The organism is Mesorhizobium sp. 8 (assembly GCF_006351905.1).
Classification (GTDB): Bacteria; Pseudomonadota; Alphaproteobacteria; order Rhizobiales; family Rhizobiaceae; genus Mesorhizobium; species Mesorhizobium composti.
In genome coordinates, this window is the sequence record NZ_CP040914.1 from 2,683,281 (window position 1) to 2,697,720 (window position 14,440).

A 14,440-nucleotide genomic window follows, 5' to 3' on the forward strand; every position below is an offset into this window, starting at 1 on the left:
ACGCCATGGACAAGCTCACCCCTAGGCTTACCCCGGAGCAGCAGCGCGATTTCGAGGCCGCCGCCTTCCGCCGGCTTATCGATCACCTGCGCGAGCGCACCGACGTGCAGAACATCGACCTGATGAACCTCGCCGGCTTCTGCCGCAATTGCCTGTCCAACTGGTATCGCGAGGCGGCGGAGGCCGAAGGCGTCGCGCTCTCCAAAGACGAGTCGCGCGAGATCGTCTACGGCATGCCCTACGCGGAATGGCAGGCGCTACACCAGACCGAGGCGTCCCCTGAGAAGAAAGCGGCCTTCGAGGTGAACAAGCCGAAGGACCATTAAATCCTAACGCCCGCCACCCCGCCCGAGCCGTGCGCTTTCGGCGGCAATCGCCAGCAATGCCTGCCTAGCCAGCGGCGTCGACAGGTCCGGCCGGCGGCGCGTCTGCAACACCGCACCCTGCAACCGTTCCAGCGCGCGCGCGAGACCTTCGCCGCTCCAGCGCTCCAGCACCTTCTCCACCAGCTTGCGGCGGGCGAAGAACACCGGCGGCTTGTGGCCGGCGACGATGGCCGCAGCGTTGCGGCCCTCCGCCTCCATCTTGGCGCGCATGACCTGGATCGCCTGCAACTGCCGCATGGCGGCCGACAGCGCCACGAAAGGATGGGTGCCGGCCTGGCACTGCCGCGTGAAGGCGGCGTCGAACGCGTCGATCCGGCCTTCGAGCACGGCGTCCACCGCATCGTCGAAGGATTGGCCCGAGACGTCGCCGGCCAGCGCCCGCACGTCCTCCAGGCCGATCGCGTCCTGCCCGTGGCAATAAAGAACCAGCTTCTCGATCTCGCCACGCGTCGCCAACCGGTCGCCGCCGAGATTGCGGCGCAACGCCTGCCGCGCCTCCAGCGAAATCGTCATGCCGGCCTTTTGCAATTCGGCATCAATGACGCCGTCCACGTCGCGCGCCTCGTCGGCATAGCAGGGCAGCGCCATCGCCAAGGCAGCACCTTCCACCGCGCTGCGCAGGGCTGCACCTTTTTTCAGGTCGCCGGCCTCGATCAGCACGATGGCGTCGCGCGGCGGCTCGGCCACCAGCACCTTGACGTCTTCCGCCAGGCTTTTCTGCGCGCCCGCATTGCGCACCCACAACAACCGCCGGTCGGAGAACATCGAGACGGTGCGCGCCTCGTCCAGCAGCCGGCCCTCGTCGCGCTCGGCCTCGCCCGCGTCCAGCTTCACCACGGTGAAGGGGTCGTCGAGTGGCAGGCCGGTCTTCTCGGCAAAGCCGCGTGCGCGTTCCGAGACCAGCCCGCGATCCGGCCCGTAGATCAGCACGATGGTAAAGCGCGGGTCCGGCCGCGCCAGCCACGAATCGACCTCGAATGCCTTTTTCTGCGCCATGGCTTCGCTCTACCACAGGGGTCGGTCATGTCGAGGGCTGGGCGTGCGTCCTTCGAGGCTCGCTGCGCTCGCACCTCAGGATGAGGACCGTTTGTACCGCGCCACCTGTGAAAACACCAAGGCGCTGCTCCCGCTCAGAATGAGAACAGCACCAACCTCCCTCATCCTGAGGTGCGAGCGCAGCGAGCCTCGAAGGACGCACGGCATTTTCATGCCGGAGCAGCCATACGCCGAGCCGGTTTATTGCCGCAAGCCTCATGCGAAAGACGGGAAATTACGTCTGTTTCCTGTCACATTCGGCGCTCACGCTGACGCCTGCGGGCGGCAATGGATTGCCGCTGCCTTGGCGGTCAGGATGTGCGAAGATCGCGCCGACGGGAGGAGGACGGTCATGACTGACGCTTTGCGTTTTCACGTTCCGGAGCCGGAGGTGCGCCCCGGCGGTACGCCCGATTTCTCCAACGTTCCCATTCCCAAGGCGGGCTCGGTGCCGCGCCCGCCCATCGACGTCGATCCGCGCGACATCCGCGACCTCGCCTTCTCCATCATCCGTGTGCTGAACCGCTCCGGCGAGGCGGTCGGCCCGTGGGCAGGCCTGTTGACCGACGACGAACTGCTGGAAGGCCTGCGCCACATGATGACGCTGCGCGCTTTCGACGCCCGCATGCAGATGGCGCAGCGGCAGGGCAAGACCTCTTTCTACATGCAGCATCTGGGCGAAGAGGCAGTCAGCACCGCGTTCCGCAAGGCGCTTTCGCCGGGCGACATGAATTTCCCGACTTATCGACAAGCGGGGCTGCTCATCGCCGACGGCTACCCGATGGTCACCATGATGAACCAGATTTATTCCAACGAGGCGGACCCGCTGAAGGGGCGGCAACTGCCGATCATGTATTCCTCGAAGGAGCACGGCTTCTTCTCGATCTCCGGCAACCTCGCAACGCAATACGTTCAGGCGGTCGGCTGGGCGATGGCTTCGGCGATCAGCGGCGACACGAAGATCGCCGCGGCCTGGATCGGCGACGGTTCGACCGCCGAGAGCGACTTCCATTCCGCGCTGGTTTTCGCCTCCACCTACAAGGCGCCCGTCATCCTCAACGTCGTCAACAACCAGTGGGCCATCTCGACCTTCCAGGGCATCGCCCGCGGCGGCGCCGGCACCTTCGCCGCGCGTGGCCTCGGCTTCGGCATTCCGGCGCTGCGCGTCGACGGCAACGACTACCTCGCCGTCCATGCCGTGGCGAAGTGGGCGGCCGAGCGCGCCCGCGCCAATTTCGGGCCGACGCTGATCGAGCACGTCACCTACCGCGCCGGCGCGCATTCCACCTCCGACGACCCATCCGCCTATCGGCCGAAGGCGGAGTCGGACGCCTGGCCGCTCGGCGACCCCATCGTGCGGCTGAAGAACCATCTCATCTATCGCGGCGTCTGGTCGGACGAACGCCACGCGCAAGCGGAGGCCGAAATCCTCGACACAGTGATCGCCGCCCAGCGCGAGGCGGAAAAGCACGGCACGCTGCATTCCGGCAACAAGCCCTCGGTGCGCGACATGTTCGAGGGCCTCTATGCCGAGATGCCGCCGCATCTGAGGCGCCAGCGCCAGCAGGCGGGGGTGTGAGGATGACGGGCGCTGATGCACGCACTTCCTTCTCCCCGTTCACGGGGAGAAGGTGTCACGAAGTGACGGATGAGGGGCAGCGCCAGCATTGGCGGCTTTCACGCCGCCCCTCATCTGCCTGCCGGCATCTTCTCCCCGTAAACGGGGAGAAGGACGCTCTCACGTCCGTTGGAGCCCAATAATGCCCCGCAAGACGATGATCGAGGCCATCCGCGACGCCATGGACGTTTCCATGGGACGCGACGAGAAAGTGGTGGTGTTCGGCGAGGACGTCGGCTTCTTCGGCGGCGTCTTCCGCTGCACGCAAGGCCTGCAGGCGAAATACGGCAAGAGCCGCTGCTTCGACGCGCCCATCAACGAAAGCGGCATCGTCGGCACCGCCATCGGCATGGCCGCCTACGGCTTGCGGCCATGCGTGGAAATCCAATTCGCCGACTACATGTATCCTGCCTACGACCAGCTTACCCAGGAGGCTGCCCGTATCCGTTATCGTTCCAACGGCGACTTCACCTGCCCCATCGTGGTGCGGATGCCCACCGGCGGCGGCATCTTCGGCGGCCAGACGCATAGCCAGAGCCCGGAGGCGCTGTTCACCCACGTTTCCGGCCTGAAGACGGTCGTGCCGTCCAATCCCCACGACGCCAAGGGCTTGCTGATCGCGGCGATCGAAGACCCCGATCCGGTGATCTTCCTCGAACCGAAGCGGCTCTACAATGGCCCCTTCGACGGCCATCACGAACGGCCGGTGACGGCGTGGTCCAAGCATGAACTCGGCGAAGTGCCGGACGGCCACTACACCGTGCCGCTCGGCAAGGCGGTGGTGCGGCGGCCGGGCGCAGCAGTCACCGTGCTCGCCTACGGCACCATGGTCTATGTGGCGCAGGCGGCAGCCGAGGAAACCGGCATCGACGCCGAGGTGATCGACCTCAGGACGCTGCTGCCGCTCGATCTCGACGCCATCGTCGCCTCGGTGACCAAGACCGGCCGCTGCGTCGTCGTGCACGAGGCGACGATGACCTCCGGCTTCGGCGCCGAGCTGGCCGCACTCGTGCAGGAGCACTGCTTCTACCATCTCGAAGCGCCGGTGGCACGCGTCGCCGGCTGGGACACGCCCTATCCGCACGCGCAGGAGTGGGACTATTTCCCGGGCCCCGCGCGCGTCGGCCGGGCGCTGCTCGAAACCATGGAGGCATAAGGCATGGGCGAGCATGTGATAAAGCTGCCGGACGTCGGCGAAGGCGTCGCCGAGGCCGAGTTGGTCGAATGGCACGTCAAGGTCGGCGACCTTGTCCGCGAGGACCAGATGCTGGCCGCCGTCATGACCGACAAGGCGACCGTTGAAATCCCCTCGCCCGTCGACGGCGAGGTTCTGTGGCTCGGCGCCGAGATCGGCGACACGGTCGCCATCGGCTCGCCCATCGTGCGGCTGAAGGTGGCCGGCGACGGGAATGTGAAGGAAGGCGATGCTACGCCGGCGGGGGCGGAAGCCAAGCCTGCTGACAATGCCAAAGATACCCCCACCCCTAACCCCTCCCCTCAAGGGGGAGAGGAACATGCCCCGACATCGAAAGTCACCATTGAGCCGGAAGTGTCGTCTTCGCGCGAAGTTTCGATTGGGAGCGCATCGCCGACAGAGTCCCCCTCCCCCTTGAGGGGAGGGGCTAGGGTTGGGGGTAAACCCACCTCCGACATGAAAAGCACATCTCGCACCACCGGCTCCCCTCGTCCCGAGGGCGAAAAGCCGCTCGCCTCGCCCGCCGTGCGCCTTCGCGCCCGAGAAGCCGGCATCGACCTGCGCCAGGTCACCGGTAGCGGCCCGGCCGGCCGCGTCACGCATGAAGACCTCGACACCTTCTTCGCCCGCGGCCCGCAGGCAGCGCCTGCGACCAGCGGCAGCCTCGCGCGCAACGATGCCGTCGAGGAAATCAAGGTCGTCGGCCTTCGCCGCAAGATCGCGGAAAAGATGCGCATCGCCAAATCGCGCATCCCGCACATCACCTATGTCGAGGAGGTCGATGTCACGGCACTTGAAGACCTGCGCGCCGCGCTCAACAAGGAAAAGCGCGCCGACCGCCCGAAGCTGACGCTGCTGCCCTTCCTGATGCGGGCGATGGTGAAGGCGATCGCCGAGCAGCCACAGTTGAACTCCCTGTTCGACGACGAAGCCGGCGTCATCCATCAGCATGGCGGCGTCCATATCGGCATCGCCGCGCAGACGCCGGCCGGGCTGGTGGTGCCGGTCGTCCATCACGCCGAGGCGCTGGACCTGTGGGGCTGTGCTGCCGAGGTCAACCGGCTGGCCGAAGCGGCCAAGGCAGGGCTGGCGACGCGCGAGGAGCTTTCCGGCTCGACGATCACCATCACCTCGCTCGGCGCCATGGGCGGCTTGGTGACGACGCCGGTCATCAACCATCCGGAAGTCGCCATCGTCGGCGTCAACAAGATGATGGTGCGGCCGGTCTGGGACGGCACGCAATTCATCCCGCGCAAGATGATGAACCTGTCGTCGTCCTTCGACCATCGCGTCATCGATGGCTGGGATGCGGCGGTTTTCGTCCAGCGCATCAAGGCGCTGCTGGAAACGCCGGCGCTGATTTTCGTGGATTGAGAAGCGATGTCTAGCGAATTGCCTGCCTCTCTAGCGGTTGCGCCGCCCCTCACTGTCCTGCCGGACATCTCTCCCCGTAAACGGGGAGAGAGAAGACGGCCGCCCGGGCTTCGCCAATTGCAGGCGTTGCAGGACAAGGAGGTAGGCAGGCAAGGGCGTTCTTCTCCCCGTTTACGGGGAGAAGGTGGCGGCAGCCGGATGAGGGGCAGCGCCGACAGACCAAGATTTTTTACCCTGACAGGAGAAGTCGTATGAAAGAAATCTCCTGCAAGCTGCTTGTCATCGGCGCCGGACCGGGCGGCTATGTCTCAGCCATCCGCGCCGGCCAGCTCGGGCTGGATACTGTCATCGTCGAGGCCGGCAAGCCCGGCGGCACCTGCCTCAATGTCGGCTGCATTCCCTCCAAGGCCCTGATCCATGCGGCGGAAGAATTCGAGAAGGCGCTGCACGCCGCTTCCGGCAACAGCCCGCTCGGCATCTCGGCCGCCAAGCCCGCCCTCGATTTCGGCAAAACGGTCGGCTGGAAGGACGGCATCGTCAGCCGGCTGAACAGCGGCGTCGCAGGCCTGCTGAAGAAGGCCAAGGTTAAATACGTCCAGGGATGGGCGACGTTCCGGGACGGCAAGACCGTCACGGTGGAAACCGAGACCGGCGAACAGATCATCAAGGCGGAGACGGTCGTCATCGCTACCGGCTCGGCGCCGGTCGAATTGCCGTTCCTGCCCTTCGGCGGACCGGTCATTTCGTCGACCGAAGCTTTATCTCTGTCGTCCGTGCCGGAAAGGCTGGTCGTCGTCGGCGGTGGCTATATCGGGCTGGAACTCGGCACCGCCTTCGCCAAGATGGGCGCGAAGGTGACGGTGGTCGAGGCGCTGCCGCGCATTCTCGCGCAATACGACGCCGAACTGACCCGGCCGGTGGCCAAGCGGCTGGCGGCGCTCGGCGTCGAGGTGTTGACGGGCGCCAAGGCCAAGGGTCTGTCCAAGAAAGGCGACGCGCTGCTGATCGAGACGGCGGATGGCACCGAAAAGAAGATCGCCGCCGACCGGGTGCTCGTCACGGTCGGCCGCAAACCGGTCACCGACGGCTGGGGCCTCGACCAGATCGACCTCGACATGGCCGGAAAATTCATCCGCATCGACGACCAGTGCCGCACATCGATGCGCGGCGTCTACGCCATCGGCGACGTCACCGGCGAGCCGATGCTGGCGCACCGCGCCATGGCGCAGGGCGAGATGGTGGCCGAGATCGTCGCCGGCCACAAGCGCAGCTGGGACAAGCGCGCGATTCCCGCCGTCTGCTTCACCGATCCGGAGATCGTCTCGGTCGGCCTGTCGCCGGAGGAGGCGAAGGCGCGTAACATCGAGGTCAAGACGGGCTTGTTCCCCTTCGCTGCCAACGGCCGAGCCATGACCTTGCAGGGCGAGGACGGCTTCGTCCGCCTCGTCGCGCGCGCCGACAACCATCTTGTGCTGGGCGTGCAGGCGGTCGGCACCGGCGTGTCGGAACTGTCGGCGGCATTTTCCCTCGCCATCGAAATGGGAGCGCGGCTGGAGGACATCGCCGGCACCATCCATGCCCACCCGACGCAGAGCGAGGCTCTCGCCGAAGCGGCGCTGAAAACGCTCGGCCACGCGCTGCATATATAGCAAAAGGCTCGTTCCGTTGCCGGAACGAGCCTTTCTTCTCCCCCTCTTATTTTCTGTTCGGCGCGAAAGGTGCCGCTCAGCTCGCCAGCCGGGTCAGGCCCTCGTGCTGCGCATAGGCGTGGCCGAAGCGGTTGGCGAGGAAGGTGTCGAGCGCAATGTCCTCCTGCCTGACGAAACCCTTCGCCGGCAGGCTGCCGTCGGCCAGCATGTCGAGCACAGCGCAGATGCCGGAAGCCGTGGTGATCTGGATGGCGCTGCGCACCGAGGCGCCGACGCGCTGCGAATAGACCTTGTTGGCGTAGGTCTCCTGTAACAGCCGGCCGTTTTTGCGGCCCGAGACGGTGACGAAGACGATGACGACGTCCTGCATGGTGGCCGGCAGCGCGCTCTCGAAAATGTCCTTCAGCACGTCGCGGCGGTGGCGCAGGCCGAGGTCGTTGAGCAGCGCCTTCATGATCGCGGCATGGCCGGGATAGCGGATGGTGCGGTAGTTCAGCGTGCGCACCTTGCCCTTCAGCGTCTCGGCCAGCGTGCCGAGCCCGCCCGAGGTGTTGAAGGCCTCGTAGGTGACGCCGTCGAGCGAGAATTCCTCACGCTCCTCCAGCGGCGGCACCTCGACCAGCTCGCCCTCGACGATCGCCTCGCAGGGCTCGCAATATTCGTTGATGACGCCGTCGGTGCTCCAGGTCAGGTTGTAGTTCAGCGCGTTGGATGGATACTGCGGCAGCGCGCCGACGCGCATGCGCACGCTCTCAAGCGTGTCGAAGCGGCTGGCAAGGTCATTGGCGACGATGGAAATGAAGCCCGGCGCCAGCCCGCACTGCGGGATGAAGGCGGTTTTCGCGCCCTTCGCCAGTTCCTTGACGCGGCGGGTCGAGGCGACGTCCTCGGTCAGGTCCATGTAATGCACGCCGGCGGAAGCGGCGGCCTCGGCGATGCGCGTGGTGAGGTGGAAGGGGGCGGCGCTCAGCACCGCGAACTTGCCGGCAAGCACCGCTTCCAGCGCGCCGGCCGCCTCGATGTCGATCTCGCGCCGCTCGACGGCGGCCGGAACCTCGAGCGCCGCAAGCTGGGCGGCGGAGCGGTCGACGATGGTGACGCGATAGTCGCCCGTGGCGGCCAGCATGTCGGCGATGGTCGAGCCGATCTTGCCCGCGCCGACGACAACGATATCCTTCATGGCATTCTCCCTCAAAAGGTTCTGCGGCCTCGCGGTAGTCCACGGGCACGCTCTGTCTTTTCGATTCTGCCACCTTGCCTGACGAAAGGAAGCGTGCGATTCGTCGTTATGAAGCAGGTTTTTAGACGATATGACGAGCAAAGCCTACGAAACGCCGACAGATGCCGACCAGGCGCTGATCGCCCTGCTGCGCGAGAACGCGCGCGCCTCGACAGCCGAGCTGGCGCGCAGACTGGGCGTCTCACGCACCACGGTGCAAAGCCGCATCGAGCGGCTGGAGGCACGCGGCGTCATCGCCGGATACGGAGTCAGGCTGTCGGCTGCCTACGAGCAGGGCCTGGTACGGGCGCATGTGCTGCTCACCGTCACGCCGAAGAAGGCGGATGCGGTGGTGCGCAGCCTGCGCGCGCTGCCGCAGGTGCGCACGCTGCATTCCGTCGGCGGCAGCTTCGACATGATCGTCATCGTCGAATCACCGTCTATCAGCGACCTCGATATGCTGCTGGATAAGATCGGCGCCATGGAAGGCGTGGAGCGCACGCTGTCGTCGATCATCCTGTCGACGCGGATCGACCGGTAGAGCATTTTGCAGCTCGACGGAATCGTCTGGCGCCGCACAAATGCGGCTAAAACAAAGAGATAGATCGTTTCACCGTTTCTGTGAAACGATCTTGCGGCCGTTAAAAGTCCGAAGTGAGCCCCTTGACCTCCCAGTCGCCATAGCGGCCGGGCTCCAGCCCGCCGCGCCCGCCGCGCTCCTTCGGCAGCGCCGCTTCCTTCTCCCGATAGGCCTCGCGGCGCGCCGCCGCCTCGGCCAATGCGCGCTCGGCCGCCGGCGTCAACGGCTTCTTCGCACGCACCTCGGTAACGCGGTAATCCGGCAGGGGTTCTTGTCCGCTCATCGCGCTTGCCTCCATGGATTGAAACGGCTGCGATCTCTTACCATCATATAGCGGACCTGCGGCGCGGGATCGACCCTCGCCGGCCCGTTACGGAGCAGACGATGAACACGATGCGCACCGCCATGCTTCTCGCCGTCATGACGGCGCTGTTCATGGCCGTCGGCTATGCAATCGGCGGATCGGGCGGCATGATGATCGCGCTGGCCATCGCAGCCGCCACCAACCTGTTTTCCTACTGGAACGCCGACAAGATGGTGCTGGCGATGAACCGCGCCGTCGAGGTCGATGAAAGGTCCGCGCCGGAATATTACGGCATCGTGCGCGATCTCAGCCAGCGCGCCGGCCTGCCGATGCCGCGCGTCTACCTGATCGACAATCCGCAGCCCAACGCGTTCGCCACCGGTCGCAACCCCGAACACGCGGCGGTGGCCGCCACCACCGGCCTGTTGCAGCGCCTCTCCTACGAGGAGGTGGCGGGTGTCATGGCGCACGAGCTTGCCCATGTGCAGCATCGCGACACGCTGACGATGACAATCGTCGCCACGCTCGCCGGCGCCATCTCCATGCTCGGCAACTTCGCCTTCTTCCTCGGCGGCAACCGCAACAACAACGGCGCCGGCATGCTCGGCACGCTGGTGGCGATCATCGTCGCGCCCTTCGCCGCCATGATCGTACAGATGGCGGTGTCGCGCACCCGCGAATACGCAGCCGACCGGCGCGGCGCCGAGATCACCGGCCGGCCGCTGTGGCTGGCCTCGGCGCTGGCGAAGATCGCCCGCAACGCCGAAGCGATCCGCAACCCGGACGCCGAGCGCAACCCGGCCACCGCGCACCTGTTCATCATCAATCCGCTGCACGGCGAGCGCATGGATTCGCTGTTCTCCACCCACCCGGCCACCGAAAACCGCATCGCCGCCTTGCAGGCGATGGCCGAGGAGATGGACCGTGCCCCCGCGCAGCCGAACCCACCGCGCACATCGCGACCGTCAGCACCGAAAAGCCCGGCATCCGGAGAGGCGGCGCCCGCCGGCCCATGGGGCAGTGCATCGGCCGGAAGCGCATCCGGCGAAACCGCCGAACCCGAAGTGCCGCCGGCCGAACCGAAACCCAATCCCTGGGGCCGCAACCCGACCGGGCCAAGGCGGAGATAGCCGCTATCGCGGCAGGCCGGCGATGGCCAGCGGATTGTGCTCCAGCACCGCGCGGTCGGGCGTATCGACGCGAGGCCTGTTGGTCAGCGCCGCGAACAGCCGCTCGACATAATCGGCCGGCATGTCGAGCGTAATCAGCACCAGCCGCGTACCGCGCCGCTCGTCTGGCCAGGCCGACAGCCGCGCCGGCGGATGCAGCAGCCGCTGCACGCCATGAATCACCAGCGGCCGCGACGGGTCCTCCACGAGCTCGATGACGCCCTTCATGCGCAACAGCTTGTCGCCGTGCTGCGAGCGCAGCAGGTCGAGGAAAGCCTCGATGGCCGAAAACGGCACCGCGCCGTCATGCACCAGCGCATGCGTCTTCACGCGCTCGTCGTGGCGATGATGGCGATGGTCGTGGCCTTCGTGAGCATGGTCATGCCCATGATGATGGTGGTCGTCGCCATGCGCGTGCCCATGGTGCTCGTCGGCCGCCTCGCCCAGCCAGCGGCGCACGTCGGCACTCTTGGTCGCCGGATCGTAGAGGCCGCAATCGAGCAGGTCCGCCGCGTCGGCCTTCCTGGCGTCGAGGATGCGGGCGCCGGGATTGATCGCCTTCAGCCGTGCCTTGAGCACCTCGATCTCGTCCGCACCGGCAAGGTCTGTCTTGGTCAGCACCAGCCGGTCGGCCACCGCCGCCTGCTTCAGCGCCTCGACATGGGCGTCGAGCGAGGCGGCGCCGTTGACGGCGTCCACCAGCGTGACGACGCCGTCGAGCCGAAAAGCCTGCACCAGCGCCGGATGACCCATGATCGATTGCAGCACCGGCGCCGGATCGGCGAGCCCGGTGGTTTCGATGACGATGCGCGCCAGCTTCCCGATACGGCCGGTCTGCAAACGATCGACAAGGTCGGCCAGCGTGTCGACCAGTTCGCCCCGCACCGTGCAGCACAGGCAGCCGTCGGACAGCTGGATGATGCCGTCGGATGCCTGCTCGACCAGCAGATGGTCGATGGCCACCTCGCCGTATTCGTTGATGATGACGGCTGTGTCGGCCAGCGCCGGGTCCTTCAGCAGCCGGTTGAGCAGTGTCGTCTTGCCGGCGCCGAGGAAGCCCGTCAGCACAGTGACAGGAATGGGGAACACGGCCATCGTCGTCAGTTCTTCGCCGCCTGGTCGCCTTCCGCGGACACTTCTAAGCCCACCGGCGGCGGCAGGTCCGGCCGCCAGCCGGGGACGGGCACGTCGGCATACTGGTTGCCGGCCGCATCCAGCATCGCCTTCGGCACCGGGCCGGTGGCGCCGCCGATGCTCACCGCGACCAGCGTCGGATGCACCAGCTTCTGCTGGTAGGGCGATTTCGGCTTCTCCTCATCCGTCTTGGCCGGCGGCGCTTCCGACTGCTCCGCCGCCGTCTTCTTGTGGCAGACGACGTCGCGCAGGTTGGTCGCCGTCTCAGTGTCGCCATAGGGCTGCAGCGAGGCCAGCGTCGTCGAGCCCTTCGTCGGCACGGCAAAGCCGACGTCGAGCAGACGCGCGGCCGCCTCCGCGCGGCTGATCGCCGTCTGTTCGCCCAGCACCACGGCGACCAGCGTGCGGCCGTCGCGCGTCGCGGAGCCGACCTGGTTGAAGCCCGACGGGCAGACGAAGCCGGTCTTCATGCCGTCGGCGCCGTCGTAGCGGCCGATCAGAAGATTGTAGTTGGGGATCGTCTTCTTGCCGAAGGCGAGGCCCTCGATGGAGAACCACGGCGCATATTGCGGAAAGTCGCGCCTGAGCGCCGCCACCAGCACGGCGATGTCTCGCGCCGTGGTGTACTGTTCGGGCGAGAACAGGCCGTTGGGGTTGACGAAATGCGAGCCGACCATGCCGAGGCGCGCGGCCTCGGCATTCATGCGCTCGGCGAAGGCGGCCTGCGAGCCGCCGATGTTCTCGGCCACCGCCATGGCGATATCGTTGGCCGACTTCACCAGCATCATCTTCAACGCCGTGTCGAGCCTGAGCACTGTGCCGGGCTTGAGTCCCATCTTCGACGGCGGCTCGGCCGCCGCGTGTTTGGTCACCTTGATCGGCGAATCGAGCTCCGCTTCGCCGGCCTGAAGTGCCCGGAAGGCGACGTAGGCCGTCATCAGCTTCGACAGCGAGGCCGGATACCAGCGCTTGAAGGCTTCCTCGTGCTCGATCACCTGGCCGCTACCGAGGTCGAACAGGATGGACGGATTGGCCAGCGCCGGACCGGAAGCGGTCAGCGCCACCGCCGCCAAGGCGCCGGCAACCGCCAACCGGCGCGAAAAGGTAAGGGAAATGCCTTGGCTCATAATCAAATCCGAAATCGCTCTTGCCGTCCTTGCCCCGCTCTCCGTAAGATTTCGAAACGGGATCGCCGTCAGGCGGCCACCCTCCCCGTCGGACCGCCGCGCGACGGTGCTATTTAGCCTATGTGACCTCACGATGGCAAAGCGCGGTCCGATCACGATTGCAACCTGCCGGCCATCGCGCCGGCCAAGAGCGAGCTGAGACAGATGCCGATCCTGAACCGTGCCGCAGAGATGCAGGAGGAAGTCGCCGGCTGGCGCCGTCACCTGCACCAGAACCCGGAACTGAACTTCGACGTGTTCCAGACCGCCGCCTTCGTCACCGACAAGCTGAAGGCGTTCGGCTGCGACGAGGTGGTGACGGGGCTCGGCAAGACCGGCGTCGTCGGCATCATCCGGGGCAACCGCGGCGAAGGCGGCACGATCGGCCTGCGCGCCGACATGGACGCCCTGCCGATCAACGAGATCACCGGCAAGCCCTATGCCTCGGTGACGCCCGGCAAGATGCACGCCTGCGGCCATGACGGCCACACCGCCATGCTGCTGGGCGCGGCCAAGTATCTCGCCGAGACGCGCAATTTCGCCGGCTCCGTGGCCGTCATCTTCCAGCCGGCGGAGGAAGGCGGTGGCGGCGGCAACGAGATGGTCAAGGACGGCATGATGGAGCGCTTCGGCATCGAGAAGGTGTTCGGCATGCACAATATGCCGAGCCTGCCGGTCGGTCAGTTCGCGCTGCGTCCCGGCCCGATCATGGCGGCGACCGCCGAGTTCACCATTACCGTCAAGGGGCGCGGCGGCCATGCGGCGATGCCGCACGGCACCATCGACCCGATCGTCATCACCAGCCAGCTGGTCGGAGCCTTGCAGACGATCGCCTCGCGCTCCACCGATCCGGTCGAATCGGTGGTGGTGTCGGTCACCAAGTTCCATGCCGGCGACGCCTACAACGTCATCCCCGAAACGGCCGAGATCGCCGGTACCGTGCGGACGCTGAAGAAGGAGGTGGCGAAGCTGGCCGAGGAGCGCATCCGCGCGCTGTGCGCCGGGCTCGCCGCCGCCAATGGCGCCGAAATCAACCTCGATTACGACGCCAACTATCCCGTCACCTTCAACCACGCCGAGGAAACCGTGTTCGCGGCGGACGTGGCGGCGACGGTGGCCGGCGACAGCCATGTCCATCGCAACATGCCGCCGGTAATGGGCGGCGAGGATTTCTCCTACATGCTGGAAGCCCGTCCCGGCGCCTTCATCTTCATCGGCAACGGCGACAGCGCCGGCCTGCACCACCCGGCCTACGACTTCAACGACGAGGTCATCTCCCACGGCATCAGCTATTGGGTGAAACTGACCGAGACGGCACTGCCGGCGGCGTGAGCCGCCGCGCCCGGCGCGCCGGAGCAGCGGGATTGTGTTCATCGGCGCTCACGCCGCTTCCGCCACCTTCGCTCTTGGCGCGAAGCTCAGAAGCGGTTATGTGTCGGGCCGCGTGGTCCCGTAGCTCAGTAGGATAGAGCGGCAGATTCCTAATCTGTAGGTCACAGGTTCGATTCCTGTCGGGATCACCAGCAAAGTCAGGCGCTTAGCTGACGACAGCTCGTCGAACGGGCAGTTGGTATGAAGCACGCTTCTCACGAAGCCTCTGCGCGCCGTCTC

General features: G+C 66.4%; 13 protein-coding genes and 1 tRNA gene. 9 read left to right on the top strand and 5 right to left on the bottom strand.

The window, feature by feature from the left end; genetic code table 11:
- Window positions 1-5 precede the first annotated feature (5 nt).
- Complete coding sequence (locus FGU64_RS13060; RefSeq protein WP_139953632.1) at window positions 6-326, top strand: DUF1244 domain-containing protein; 321 nt, start codon at window positions 6-8, stop codon at window positions 324-326.
- Window positions 327-329: 3 nt separating this feature from the next.
- Here FGU64_RS13060 and holA read toward each other — a convergent pair whose 3' ends face one another.
- Window positions 330-1,382: a DNA polymerase III subunit delta gene (gene holA, locus FGU64_RS13065; protein ID WP_139953633.1), complete on the bottom strand. Its 1,053-nt coding sequence runs from the start codon at window positions 1,380-1,382 to the stop codon at window positions 330-332.
- Window positions 1,383-1,773: 391 nt separating this feature from the next.
- On the opposite strand from holA, the gene FGU64_RS13070 reads away from it, so the two are divergent.
- From FGU64_RS13070 to lpdA, 4 genes are all read left to right on the top strand, one after another.
- Complete coding sequence (locus FGU64_RS13070) at window positions 1,774-3,000, top strand: 3-methyl-2-oxobutanoate dehydrogenase (2-methylpropanoyl-transferring) subunit alpha (protein ID WP_139953634.1); 1,227 nt, start codon at window positions 1,774-1,776, stop codon at window positions 2,998-3,000.
- A 181-nt stretch (window positions 3,001-3,181) separates the two neighbouring features.
- Window positions 3,182-4,195: an alpha-ketoacid dehydrogenase subunit beta gene (locus tag FGU64_RS13075; RefSeq protein ID WP_139953635.1), complete on the top strand. Its 1,014-nt coding sequence runs from the start codon at window positions 3,182-3,184 to the stop codon at window positions 4,193-4,195.
- Between the two features lie 3 nt (window positions 4,196-4,198).
- The gene (locus FGU64_RS13080) at window positions 4,199-5,608 is read left to right on the top strand and encodes a dihydrolipoamide acetyltransferase family protein (protein WP_139953636.1); all 1,410 of its coding nucleotides are present in this window, start codon (window positions 4,199-4,201) and stop codon (window positions 5,606-5,608) included.
- 251 nt (window positions 5,609-5,859) lie between these two features.
- The gene (gene lpdA, locus FGU64_RS13085) at window positions 5,860-7,257 is read left to right on the top strand and encodes a dihydrolipoyl dehydrogenase (protein ID WP_139953637.1); all 1,398 of its coding nucleotides are present in this window, start codon (window positions 5,860-5,862) and stop codon (window positions 7,255-7,257) included.
- Window positions 7,258-7,333: 76 nt separating this feature from the next.
- Here the strand turns inward: lpdA and FGU64_RS13090 are convergent, their stop codons facing one another.
- Complete coding sequence (locus tag FGU64_RS13090; protein WP_139953638.1) at window positions 7,334-8,437, bottom strand: saccharopine dehydrogenase family protein; 1,104 nt, start codon at window positions 8,435-8,437, stop codon at window positions 7,334-7,336.
- A 130-nt stretch (window positions 8,438-8,567) separates the two neighbouring features.
- On the opposite strand from FGU64_RS13090, the gene FGU64_RS13095 reads away from it, so the two are divergent.
- Complete coding sequence (locus FGU64_RS13095; RefSeq protein WP_139953639.1) at window positions 8,568-9,017, top strand: Lrp/AsnC family transcriptional regulator; 450 nt, start codon at window positions 8,568-8,570, stop codon at window positions 9,015-9,017.
- A 100-nt stretch (window positions 9,018-9,117) separates the two neighbouring features.
- Here the strand turns inward: FGU64_RS13095 and FGU64_RS13100 are convergent, their stop codons facing one another.
- Window positions 9,118-9,339 (bottom strand): DUF1674 domain-containing protein, encoded by a 222-nt coding sequence (locus FGU64_RS13100; protein ID WP_139953640.1) that lies wholly within the window; start codon window positions 9,337-9,339, stop codon window positions 9,118-9,120.
- A gap of 101 nt (window positions 9,340-9,440) precedes the next feature.
- On the opposite strand from FGU64_RS13100, the gene htpX reads away from it, so the two are divergent.
- On the top strand, window positions 9,441-10,490 hold the full coding sequence (gene htpX, locus FGU64_RS13105; RefSeq protein ID WP_139953641.1) for a zinc metalloprotease HtpX: 1,050 nt from the start codon (window positions 9,441-9,443) through the stop codon (window positions 10,488-10,490).
- A gap of 3 nt (window positions 10,491-10,493) precedes the next feature.
- Here the strand turns inward: htpX and FGU64_RS13110 are convergent, their stop codons facing one another.
- Together FGU64_RS13110 and FGU64_RS13115 are read right to left on the bottom strand one after the other, a co-directional pair.
- The gene (locus FGU64_RS13110; protein WP_139953642.1) at window positions 10,494-11,624 is read right to left on the bottom strand and encodes a GTP-binding protein; all 1,131 of its coding nucleotides are present in this window, start codon (window positions 11,622-11,624) and stop codon (window positions 10,494-10,496) included.
- 5 nt (window positions 11,625-11,629) lie between these two features.
- Window positions 11,630-12,790 carry a D-alanyl-D-alanine carboxypeptidase family protein gene (locus FGU64_RS13115; RefSeq protein ID WP_139953643.1) on the bottom strand — a complete coding sequence of 387 codons (1,161 nt, stop codon included), beginning with the start codon at window positions 12,788-12,790 and terminating at the stop codon, window positions 11,630-11,632.
- A gap of 204 nt (window positions 12,791-12,994) precedes the next feature.
- Here FGU64_RS13115 and FGU64_RS13120 point away from each other — a divergent pair, with 204 nt between their 5' ends.
- Both FGU64_RS13120 and FGU64_RS13125 read left to right on the top strand, forming a co-directional pair.
- Window positions 12,995-14,161, top strand: coding sequence for a M20 aminoacylase family protein (locus FGU64_RS13120; protein ID WP_136356885.1), 1,167 nt, complete (start codon window positions 12,995-12,997; stop codon window positions 14,159-14,161).
- A gap of 114 nt (window positions 14,162-14,275) precedes the next feature.
- Window positions 14,276-14,352 (top strand) — tRNA-Arg (locus FGU64_RS13125).
- Window positions 14,353-14,440 lie beyond the last annotated feature (88 nt).

Bases quoted from the DNA above. Each gene is read 5' to 3' on its own strand.
- FGU64_RS13060 (WP_139953632.1), top strand. From the start codon at position 6: ATGGACAAGCTCACCCCTAGGCTTACCCCGGAGCAGCAGCGCGATTTC.
- holA (WP_139953633.1), bottom strand. From the start codon at position 1,382: ATGGCGCAGAAAAAGGCATTCGAGGTCGATTCGTGGCTGGCGCGGCCG.
- FGU64_RS13070 (WP_139953634.1), top strand. From the start codon at position 1,774: ATGACTGACGCTTTGCGTTTTCACGTTCCGGAGCCGGAGGTGCGCCCC.
- FGU64_RS13075 (WP_139953635.1), top strand. From the start codon at position 3,182: ATGCCCCGCAAGACGATGATCGAGGCCATCCGCGACGCCATGGACGTT.
- FGU64_RS13080 (WP_139953636.1), top strand. From the start codon at position 4,199: ATGGGCGAGCATGTGATAAAGCTGCCGGACGTCGGCGAAGGCGTCGCC.
- lpdA (WP_139953637.1), top strand. From the start codon at position 5,860: ATGAAAGAAATCTCCTGCAAGCTGCTTGTCATCGGCGCCGGACCGGGC.
- FGU64_RS13090 (WP_139953638.1), bottom strand. From the start codon at position 8,437: ATGAAGGATATCGTTGTCGTCGGCGCGGGCAAGATCGGCTCGACCATC.
- FGU64_RS13095 (WP_139953639.1), top strand. From the start codon at position 8,568: ATGACGAGCAAAGCCTACGAAACGCCGACAGATGCCGACCAGGCGCTG.
- FGU64_RS13100 (WP_139953640.1), bottom strand. From the start codon at position 9,339: ATGAGCGGACAAGAACCCCTGCCGGATTACCGCGTTACCGAGGTGCGT.
- htpX (WP_139953641.1), top strand. From the start codon at position 9,441: ATGAACACGATGCGCACCGCCATGCTTCTCGCCGTCATGACGGCGCTG.
- FGU64_RS13110 (WP_139953642.1), bottom strand. From the start codon at position 11,624: ATGGCCGTGTTCCCCATTCCTGTCACTGTGCTGACGGGCTTCCTCGGC.
- FGU64_RS13115 (WP_139953643.1), bottom strand. From the start codon at position 12,790: ATGAGCCAAGGCATTTCCCTTACCTTTTCGCGCCGGTTGGCGGTTGCC.
- FGU64_RS13120 (WP_136356885.1), top strand. From the start codon at position 12,995: ATGCCGATCCTGAACCGTGCCGCAGAGATGCAGGAGGAAGTCGCCGGC.